At 46.2% G+C, this 10512-nt stretch carries 10 protein-coding genes; 7 read left to right on the top strand and 3 right to left on the bottom strand.

The window, feature by feature from the left end:
* The 5 genes from A3766_RS10970 to phoU form a co-directional block, all read left to right on the top strand.
* Window positions 1-202 (top strand): PstS family phosphate ABC transporter substrate-binding protein (locus A3766_RS10970; RefSeq protein WP_369808624.1); only part of this gene is annotated, 202 nt, incomplete at its 5' end.
* Window positions 203-356: 154 nt separating this feature from the next.
* Entirely contained in the window at window positions 357-2639 is a 2283-nt protein-coding gene (locus A3766_RS10965) for an ABC transporter permease subunit (RefSeq protein WP_068642193.1), read from the top strand.
* A gap of 11 nt (window positions 2640-2650) precedes the next feature.
* Entirely contained in the window at window positions 2651-4315 is a 1665-nt protein-coding gene (pstA, locus tag A3766_RS10960) for a phosphate ABC transporter permease PstA (protein ID WP_156508870.1), read from the top strand.
* 72 nt (window positions 4316-4387) lie between these two features.
* Window positions 4388-5260: a phosphate ABC transporter ATP-binding protein PstB gene (gene pstB, locus A3766_RS10955; RefSeq protein WP_068641591.1), complete on the top strand. Its 873-nt coding sequence runs from the start codon at window positions 4388-4390 to the stop codon at window positions 5258-5260.
* 69 nt (window positions 5261-5329) lie between these two features.
* Window positions 5330-6052: a phosphate signaling complex protein PhoU gene (phoU, locus tag A3766_RS10950; protein WP_304438889.1), complete on the top strand. Its 723-nt coding sequence runs from the start codon at window positions 5330-5332 to the stop codon at window positions 6050-6052.
* 60 nt (window positions 6053-6112) lie between these two features.
* Here phoU and A3766_RS10945 read toward each other — a convergent pair whose 3' ends face one another.
* Entirely contained in the window at window positions 6113-6979 is an 867-nt protein-coding gene (locus A3766_RS10945) for a YicC/YloC family endoribonuclease (RefSeq protein ID WP_068642189.1), read from the bottom strand.
* A 151-nt stretch (window positions 6980-7130) separates the two neighbouring features.
* Between A3766_RS10945 and rph the strand changes: the two genes are divergently transcribed.
* Window positions 7131-7847 (top strand): ribonuclease PH, encoded by a 717-nt coding sequence (gene rph / locus A3766_RS10940; RefSeq protein WP_068514431.1) that lies wholly within the window; start codon window positions 7131-7133, stop codon window positions 7845-7847.
* Window positions 7848-7911: 64 nt separating this feature from the next.
* Here the strand turns inward: rph and A3766_RS10935 are convergent, their stop codons facing one another.
* Complete coding sequence (locus A3766_RS10935; protein WP_068514433.1) at window positions 7912-8685, bottom strand: exodeoxyribonuclease III; 774 nt, start codon at window positions 8683-8685, stop codon at window positions 7912-7914.
* Window positions 8686-8796: 111 nt separating this feature from the next.
* On the opposite strand from A3766_RS10935, the gene pyrE reads away from it, so the two are divergent.
* On the top strand, window positions 8797-9441 hold the full coding sequence (gene pyrE / locus A3766_RS10930) for an orotate phosphoribosyltransferase (protein ID WP_068514477.1): 645 nt from the start codon (window positions 8797-8799) through the stop codon (window positions 9439-9441).
* A gap of 303 nt (window positions 9442-9744) precedes the next feature.
* On the opposite strand, the gene A3766_RS10925 is transcribed toward pyrE, so the two are convergent.
* Entirely contained in the window at window positions 9745-10500 is a 756-nt protein-coding gene (locus A3766_RS10925) for a sulfite exporter TauE/SafE family protein (protein ID WP_068514435.1), read from the bottom strand.
* Between the last annotated feature and the right edge of the window lie 12 nt (window positions 10501-10512).

Here is a 10512-nt window from a genome sequence, read left to right as displayed (position 1 = left end):
GGTAACAGGCAAATATCCACTATCTCGCTTCCTATACGTTTACATCAATAAAGCGCCTAACAAAGACTTGTCTCCACTTGAAGCAGAGTTTGTTAAGTCAGTATTGTCTCAGCAAGGTCAGGAGGTTGTGGTAAAAGACGGTTACGTTCCACTACCTTCAAAAGTTGCTGAAAAGAGCTTGAAGGAACTTGGCCTACTGTAAATCGAGGTCACTTACCGTCAAGGAAGACGGTTACAAATTGTAATATAATAAAAAATCTTCTCGCCATTCTTTGATGAGGGGATTTTTATTTTATAATACGCGCACTTTTTACACGCTAAATCTTATTCGCAAAGATAATCTGGACATGACGACTATGAATAAAGCTGCTGTATCTGAGCCACCTAAGCTCGACTTTGATAGCCCTAAACTCGTACGCTACCGTAAGATTAGGAAGATCAAAGACCAGGTTGCAAGCACCTCTATTGGCATGGGAGGAGGCAGTGTCATCTTGGCAATTACGCTGATTTTCTTCTATCTGCTTTATGAAGTTATGCCATTGTTCGAGTCGGCTGAAATTGAGGCCGTCAGTGAATACCAAGTTCCCGCAGCAGACTCAGGTACAACGCTGTACTACGCCATGGAAGAGCAAGCTGAAAAAGCCCTTCGTGTGACGGATCAGGGCAATATTATCTTCTTCAATACACAAGATGGCAGCGTCGTCAGTAATCAGCGCCTACCCATTCCTGAAGGCGTTATTGTTACAAGCGTCAGCGCTGCAGAGCCCGCCAGCCGTACTATTTTGGCAGGTTTAAGTAATGGCCAAATCATTATCGTTAAGCACAGCTACAAGATCACCTATCCAAACGATAAGCGTCTTATTACGCCTTATATCGAGTTTCCCTTTGGCGAAGAGCCCATGGATATGGACGAATCAGGGCACCCAATTACATTTGTCTCATTATCACTAACTGAAGACGCCATTTTGATCGTTGGCGCGAATGACCAGAGTGAACTGTTCTCGACTCGCTTCTCAAAAGAAGAAAACTTCATGACCGGTGAGGTAATGCTTGAAGCAGAGCCTGTTAGCATGCCGACATTGAATAGTGAACCAAAGTTCGTCATCGCTGAACCCGGTATGCGCTGGGTTTTTGTAGCATCGGAAAAAGACATCAACATCTTCGACCTGGCCGATAACGAACAGGCGACGATTAACGGCACCGTTCATTTGCCCGAGAACAGAGACATTATCGGCATGGAACTTTTACTTGGCGGTTCCTCTATATTGGTGACTGAGTCCGGCGGGATTGTTTCTCAATGGTTTATGGTTCGTGACGACAACAACCACTACTCATTACAGCGAATTCGTGACTTCTCAATTGATGAAGATTCTACGGCAGAAATCACATCAATCGCCATTGAACACCGCCGAAAAGGCTTTGCCTCGGTAGATGATAGCGGCACCATTTCTTTGTTCAACACGACTGCTCACAGCACAACATTAGTGAAGAAAGTAAGCGACGCCGCCATCACACATGCCAGCATCGCACCTCGCGCTAACTATGTATTAGTCGAAAATGAGCAAGGTCAGATTAGCTTCTGGCACATTGACAACGAACACCCTGAAATTTCTTTCTCAGCCCTATGGCAAGAAGTTTGGTACGAAGGGTACCAAGAGCCAGAGTACGTTTGGCAGTCTTCAGCCTCTAACAACGACTTTGAACCAAAGTACAGCCTGTCGCCACTTGCCTTTGGTACATTAAAAGCAGCATTTTACGCTATGCTAGTCGCGACGCCACTTGCTATCTGCGGCGCGCTATATACGGCTTACTTCATGGCACCCGCACTGCGTCGTAAAGTGAAGCCTTCGATAGAACTTATGGAAGCACTACCGACGGTTATCCTCGGTTTCTTGGCAGGTCTGTTTTTCGCGCCATTCATGGAAGATCACTTACCAGGCATCTTTGCTTGGCTCTTGATTACCCCGCTCTCTTTACTTGCGTTTGGCTTCATTTGGGTGAACTTACCCGACCGAATTAGACACGCCGTACCGGAAGGCTGGGACCCCGTGCTGTTAATTCCGGTTATCTTGTTAGCCTCGTGGTTCAGTATCGAAATTAGCCCGGTATTGGAAGTCGCCTTCTTTGGCGGCGATATGCGGTCTTGGTTGACCAATGAAATGGGCATCGATTTTGACCAGCGTAACGCCTTAGTCGTGGGCGCCGCGATGGGCTTTGCCGTCATTCCTACTATCTTCTCGATTACTGAAGATGCGATTTTCAGTGTACCGAAGCATTTGAGCTATGGCTCTCTGGCATTGGGTGCTACCCAGTGGCAAACCATGACTCGCGTCATTCTTCCTACGGCAAGCCCGGGTATCTTCTCTGCTGTAATGATCGGTATGGGTCGTGCAGTTGGTGAAACCATGATCGTATTGATGGCAACGGGTAACACGCCAATCATGGATGTGAATATTTTTGAAGGCATGAGAACCTTGTCGGCCAACATCGCAGTTGAAATGCCAGAATCCGAAGTCGGCAGTACACACTACCGTATCTTGTTCCTGGCAGCCTTTGTATTGTTCCTCTTTACCTTTGTTGTTAACACCTTTGCTGAATGGGTTCGTCAGAGCCTTCGTTCTAAGTACAGCGTAATTTAAGGATTAGAATCATGAGAGTACCTTTAAAGAAATGGTTTAAAGACGGCGATCCTTGGGTTTGGTTAAACGCTGGCGCGGTCGCAATCAGCTTGGTGATGGTCTTTAGCCTGTTAATCCTGATCGCTTCACGTGGTTTAGTGCACTTCTGGGCACATGATGTCGTCGAGGCTGATGTAGAAAACCGAAATGGCGGTACCTATAAAATCATGGGTGAGCTGGTCGAAACAGAAAGTGTTTCTGCTGTTCAGCTGAGAGAGGCTGGTTACAAGGTTCCTCAAGGCGTCGAGTTTATGGATCGTCACCTGCTTAAAATGGGTAACCGGGATGTAACGGGCAGTGACTTCCGCTGGGTATTGGATGCCTCCTTAAGTAATCGTCATTACCCTGAAGATATTATCGCAATGGAACGTCGCGAATGGGGTAACTTCTACGGCTACCTTAAAGATGTAAAAGAAAGCGGCCAGGTTGTCGCCTCTGGAAATGGCGCATGGGATGAACTGAGCAAGCGTATCGAACGTGCATTGAGCATTCATGATGAGATCTATACGATCGAAAAGGCCGAGATCGGCAGCATCAACAGCCAAATCGAGCGTTTACGCCTAAAAGAGCGCTCTTATGAGCTAAACAATGAGCTAACAGCTCAGCGTCAATTAGAGCTTAAAGAAGAACGCGCAGCGCTCGATAATCAATACAAAGGGCTGCAATCACGCCTGAGTGATTTATACACGCAAATCAATCGTGACAGTCTCGTCGCAACAACAGCGGATGGCCAAGAGCGAGAAATCGAGATAGCCCACGTTGTTCGCGCATTCCAGCCTAACAAAATGTCGCTGGCTGAGAAGATCTCCTTCTATATTGAGAAGCTAGTTGAGTTTGTTAGCGATGACCCGCGTGAAGCCAACACAGAAGGCGGTATCTTCCCCGCTATTTACGGTACGGTTTTGATGGTAATCGTCATGTCTATCATGGTGACACCACTAGGCGTTATCGCCGCTGTTTACTTGCGTGAATATGCACACCAGGGTGCAATTACCCGAATTATCCGAATCGCGGTTAACAACCTCGCCGGTGTTCCCTCTATCGTATACGGTGTATTTGGCCTGGGCTTCTTTATTTACTTCCTGGGCTCAGGTATTGATCAGGCCTTCTTCCCTGAGGCATTACCCGCGCCGACGCTAGGTACCGGTGGTTTGTTATGGGCTTCAGTCACGCTAGCGATCCTGACATTGCCAGTGGTTATTGTAGCGACTGAAGAAGGCTTATCACGTATTCCAAGATCCATTCGTGAAGGTAGCCTGGCCTTGGGCGCAACCAAAGCTGAAACACTCTGGCGTGTCGTACTACCTATGGCAAGCCCTGCAATGATGACCGGTGTTATTCTTGCGATTGCTCGTGCAGCGGGTGAAGTTGCGCCATTGATGCTGGTAGGTGTGGTTAAGCTAGCGCCTTCATTACCGCTAGATGGCAACTACCCTTATCTGCATTTGGACCAGAAGTTTATGCACTTAGGCTTCCATATCTACGATGTTGGCTTCCAGAGCCCTAACGTCGAAGCGGCACGACCACTTGTTTACGCAACCTCGCTATTATTGGTTATCGTTATTGCAATGCTAAACCTAAGCGCAGTCGCGATTCGTAACAAGCTACGTGAGAAGTACAAAGCATTAGAAGTTTAACTAGCGCCTGAAATGGTTTGAGTTTTAATAATTATTGAGTTAACTGGATAGACACCAGAAAGAGATATGACTATGCAAAATGATACAAATGATTCGACGACACAAGCAGGCGCACAAACCGAAACTAAGACGCACGCTATCGATATCAGTTCACTACAGCGTAAGTCTGCAGCTCTAAAGCTGGAAGACGAAAAAATTGCACTAACCGTTGACGATTTACGCTTATGCTACGGTGAAAAAGAGGCCCTTCACGGCGTAAATATGCAGATCCCACAGAACCGAGTAACGGCTTTTATCGGCCCATCGGGTTGTGGTAAATCGACATTATTGCGTTGCTTCAATCGCATGAACGATTTGGTTGATGGCTGTAGCATCACCGGAAAAATCCTTCATGAAGGTAAAGATATCTACCAACGTAAAGTCGAAGTGGCTGAACTTCGTCGCCGCATTGGTATGGTATTCCAGAAGCCAAACCCTTTCCCAAAGAGCATCTATGAAAACGTCGCTTATGGCCTGCGTATTCAAGGAATCAACAAAAAGCGTATTCTAGATGAAACAGTAGAATGGTCTCTACGTTCTGCAGCACTTTGGGATGAAGTTAAAGATCGTCTTGATGATAGCGCATTGGGTCTATCCGGTGGTCAGCAACAACGTTTGGTGATCGCACGAACCGTTGCTGTTAAACCAGATGTATTACTGCTTGATGAACCCGCTTCAGCCTTGGACCCATTGTCTACGCTGAAAATTGAAGAACTGATTCACCAGCTAAAAGATGACTATACTATCGTTATCGTAACCCACAATATGCAGCAGGCTGCTCGTGTATCTGACTACACGGCGTTTATGTATATGGGCGACTTGATCGAATTTGGCAACACTGATGAGCTGTTTACCAACCCACGTAACAAGCAGACTGAAGACTATATAACCGGTCGTTACGGTTAGGTTTAGGACTATATCAACTCGCTACATGACACTATGCTGCATTAACGGATAAAAGAGGCAAATATGAGTATTACAACAAACGACGGCCACACTCAGCACATTTCCCAGCAATTCAATCAGGATTTATCTGAGTTGCGTAACCAGTTGCTAAATATGGGCGGTATCGTACAGCGTCAAGTATCTGATGCAGTAGAAGCTCTTATCACCAACAATAGCGAACTCGCCGATACGGTCCGTAACAAAGACCAAGAAGTTGACGCAATGGAGTTACTGATCGACGAAGACTGTACCCAGTTGATTGCACGACGTCAGCCGGCAGCGAGTGACCTTCGCTTAGTCATTTCTATCATCAAAATGGTTGCAGATATCGAACGCATTGGTGATGAAGCCAGTAAGATTGCCAAAATGGCAATCCGCCTGACTGAAGAGGGCAAAGCACCTCGCGGCTACGTCGAAATTCGCCACATCAGCGATCATGTTGGTCAAATGGTCAATGGTGCACTCGATGCCTTTGCACGTTTCGATATCGATATGGCACTGGATATTATGAAAGAAGACCATGCTGTCGATGCCGAGTACAAGTCAGCGGTTCGCTCACTGATGACCTTCATGATGGAAGACCCTCGCAGTATCTCCCAGATTCACAGCGTTATGTGGGTACTACGTGCCTTGGAACGTATCGGTGACCATGCGTGTAATCTGGCTGAGCACGTGATCTACATCGTAAAAGGTAAAGATGTGCGTCATATGCCGATTAAGCAAGCTGAGCAGCTTGTTGAGTCTTCCAAGTAGTTAGTTCAAAAGAGTGCCCTAGGCTTTGCCTTGGCACTCTCTGTTTTTGCAAGTAGCGCTCTACTCTACATTCTGTACTTGCTCGCGCATCTGCTCGATCAAAACTTTCAACTCTACCGCCGCTTTTGTGGTGTCTGTTACGATAGACTTAGATGACAAGGTATTGGCTTCTCGGTTTAACTCCTGCATAAGGAAATCAAGACGTCGCCCCACCGGCTCCTTTTTCTTCAGTACACTTCGTACTTCAACTACATGAGCATCTAAACGATCAAGCTCTTCAGCCACATCAGTTTTCTGCGCTAGCAAAACCATCTCTTGTTCAAGGCGTTCATTGTCCATTTGTACAGAAGCTTCTTCGAAGCGCTTCTTCACTAATTCGCTTTGCTTTTTAAGAATATCTGGCAACCAGGCGCGCACTTCTTTAACGATATTTTCAATAGCGACTAAACGCTCTTCAAACAGAGGCTCTAGCTGAGTGCCTTCACGTTGACGGTTTTCCAATAATATTTTTAAGCAGGCCTCAAAGGACTCATTGGCTTGTGCCAACAGTTGCTGGCGGTCACCTGACTCATTATCAATCACGCCAGGCCATTGAAGCACCGAGATCGCATCAACCGGTGCGACGTCATCAAATAACTCATTTACCGAACGGCAGGCTTCACTTAACTGAGCGAGCACTTCAGCATTCACCTTCAAGCCATCAGCTTTACGGTTACTGGGCTGCCACTTTAAGGAACAGTCTAGCTTGCCCCGAGATAAGTACTTACGCATCAGGGATCTGAGTTTAGGTTCCGCTTCACGGAACATATCCGGTATTTTTAAGTGAGGCTCGAGATAACGATGATTGACGGTTCTTAGCTCCCACGTTAATACACCTTGGTCACTTTCAAGTTCTAAACGTGCAAATCCTGTCATGCTTTTCAGCATTGGTACTTCCCCACTTAGCTTAGTTACGTATGTTCTAATTGATTTACGAATTCTACTCGCTAGGCACTTAGAAACCCACCTTTAAAGTGATAAACTTGCCAGCAAATTTTCCCGGTACCCCTTTATTTAATTCCCCAATAGGAAGAACTTTATGAGACCAAGCGAACGCCAACCAGATCAAGCACGCGAGATTAAAATCACCCGAAACTACACAAAACATGCTGAAGGCTCTGTCCTGGTTGAGTTTGGCGACACCAAAGTTATCTGTACTGCCTCAATAGACGAAAAGGTACCCCGCTTCCTAAAAGGTGAAGGACAAGGTTGGTTAACCGCTGAATATGGCATGCTGCCTCGCTCTACCGGTTCACGTATGATCCGTGAAGCAGCAAAGGGTAAACAAACAGGTCGTACCGTCGAAATTCAGCGTCTAATCGGTCGCTCATTACGCGCCGCTGTTGATATGAAAGCACTCGGCGAACGCACCATTCAAATCGATTGCGATGTTATCCAGGCAGATGGCGGTACTCGTACAGCGTCTATCTCTGGGGGCTGCGTGGCACTCATGGACGCTCTTCAAGGCTTGGTAGATGCAGGAAAACTGAAAGAAATCCCGCTAAAGCAAAAGATTGCGGCGATTTCTGTAGGCATCTACAAAGGTACACCCGTTCTCGACTTGGACTACCCGGAAGACTCAGAAGCAGAAACTGATATGAACGTGATCATGACTGACAAAGGCGGCTTTATCGAAATTCAGGGCACTGCTGAAGGTGAAGCGTTTGAAGAGTCCGAATTTAATGCCATGTTAGCACTAGCGAAGAAAGGCATTAACGAGATATTTGAGTTGCAGGAAGCAGCGCGAAACTCGTAAAGAAAGCCTAGAATAAAAAAAGGGATGGTAGCAACCATCCCTTTTTTATTTCTAATCACCGAAACTACATAATCACGTCGTAGTCGATAATAACAGGTGCGTGATCCGAGAAGCGCGTGTCCATATCAATAAAACCATCTTCGATAACGTTACGCATCATCTGGGTCGTGATCTGATAATCTGTTCGCCAGCCTGCATTCTTTCGCCAACCCTTGGCCCACTCTGGCCACCAGGTATATTGATTTCTTTCAACATTCACATGGCGGAACGCATCAACATAACCAAAGTCATCGAAAACCGTATCGAACCAGTCTCGCTCATGCGCTTTAAAGCCACTCACGTCCATCTCATGGTATTTTTTGCTCGCATCTGTCACCAAATGCGCGGAATTGAAACTGCCCGCAAAAATGAACTGACGACGCTTACGGAGAGTTTTTTCCAGATGGCTTTGAAACGCGTCCTGGAATTTATCCTTTGCTTCCTGGTTCTCAGGTTTGCCTAATGCATTGGGTACAAGCATTGAAGCAACACTAACATTTTCAAAGTCAGCCTGAATAAAGCGCCCTTCACGATCTGCTGGCTCATAAGCAAAGCCATACATAATTGCCTTGGGGAAGTGGCGAGTATAAATACCCACGCCGCCATCTTCAGGGTTTTCAGCATCTATAAAATAAGCCTGATAACCTTCGGGGTGGAAGATTTCGTCATCGAAATCATAAACTTTGCCTTGCAGATCCTGGACACATACCACATCGGCATCGATCTCACGCATCCAATCAAAAAAACCATTTTCTGCAGCTCTCTTCAATCCATTTACGTTAATTGATACTACTCGCATAACTGCCTCATAATTAATTTGCGTGGTATGATACTTAATTCACATTTTTTGAAAAGAAAAACACTGTAATATCTTTCAATTTAGGCGCAATTAATGCGAGAAAATACAAATATGAAGCCCCACCAGCGCGAATTCATTGAATTTGCTATCCAAAAGAACGTTTTGAAGTTCGGCGAATTCACCCTTAAGTCTGGCCGTGTTAGCCCTTATTTTTTTAATGCGGGTCTTTTCGACGATGGTTTATCACTTGCCAAGCTTGGGTCATTTTATGCCCAAACACTGGTTGACTCGGATATTCCCTTCGATGTTCTATTTGGTCCTGCCTATAAAGGCATTCCTTTAGGCTCTGCTACAGCAGTCTGTCTTTCTTCATTGCATAACATTAACACGCCCTTTGCATTCAACCGTAAAGAAGCAAAAGCTCACGGTGAAGGTGGCACGCTCGTTGGCGCACCACTTAAAGGCAAGATAATGATTATCGACGATGTGATTACGGCAGGTACGGCAATTCGCGAAGTGATCAAAATCATTGAGGCCGCAGGTGCGGAGCCAGCAGGTGTTCTGATTGCACTTGACCGCCAGGAAAAGGGTCAGGGCGAGTTGTCTGCCATTCAAGAGGTCGAAAGAGACTTTAATATCCCAGTCGCCAGTATCGTCAACTTAACTCAAGTATTAGACTACATTCAGGATGATGCAAGTTTATCGCAGTACGCGGATGCCGTTTCTGCATATAGATCACAGTTTGGGATTGCTTGATTGATCATAACCTCTGTGCAGCGAAGTTCTCGGTGGTTCAAGTGTTTGATCTCTTAAAGAACTAAACCCAAAAAACCATTAACCACAGAGGGTACAGAGAGGCCTTCGGCCTACACAGAGAAGAGATAAAAACTAAAAATGTTTTTCTCCATGTCTTCTCTGTGCAGCGAAGCGCTCGGTGTTCTCTGTGGTTCAAGTGTTTGATCTCTTAAAGAACGAAACCCAGATAAGCACTCACCACAGAGGTCACGGAGCGGCCTGCGACCTAGACAAGTTTGTTTGCTGGCAGATGAGTATCTGTCTCTACACCAGCAAAGACACCCCAACCAAAATGGTCACTACTTCAAAACAGCGCTTAACAATTTTATTTCCTTTGGCGATCGATAGATGCGCTCCAAGGTAGCCTCCAGCTAAAGCCCCCAAAACCAAAGGAAGTACCCACGACCACTTAACCTCGGTCTGTAAGGCCAGCGTAAGCGCCCCCACACCATTCCAAAACAATCCCACCAAAATCAAGGTATAGGCAACCGCTCGCTGGTACTCCAAGCCATACCAAAGCACCAGCCACAAGGTAACGAACAGGCCTGTTCCTGAGGTAATCGAGCCGTTCAAAACACCGATTAAAAACAGTACCAAGCCGCCAATCAGCCAATGAATACGCTTAAATACCTTGGTCGTCGTCGTCATCCCCAGCTCCGGTTTAAATACAGAGTACAAACCCAAAGCTATCGTTAAGACCCCTAAAGCTTGCTTGGCTAGTTCATCGGGAACAGAGAGAATCAATAAGGCTCCGAGTATCACGCCTGGCAACCCGAAAAGCAGAATATGACTAGCAAAAGCCAAGCTCAACTGTTTCTCTCTAATATGGCGTAAAGTCGCCCCAACGCCTAAAGCAACGCTGGCGACTTTATGCGTAGCCAAGGCGACAGTAAAACCCAAACCAAGAAAGAGCAAAGCAGGAAACTGTAACAAGCCAGCGCCTCCACCAGCCATCGCACTCAAGCCGTTTGCAATAATCGATACGCAAAACAGCACAACTTGTTCAATTAGAAATTCCATATAAAAACTCTT

This window comes from Oleiphilus sp. HI0132 (genome assembly GCF_001635845.1).
The sequence above is the reverse complement of the archived record's forward strand: the minus strand, read 5'-3'. Positions and strand labels throughout refer to the sequence as shown.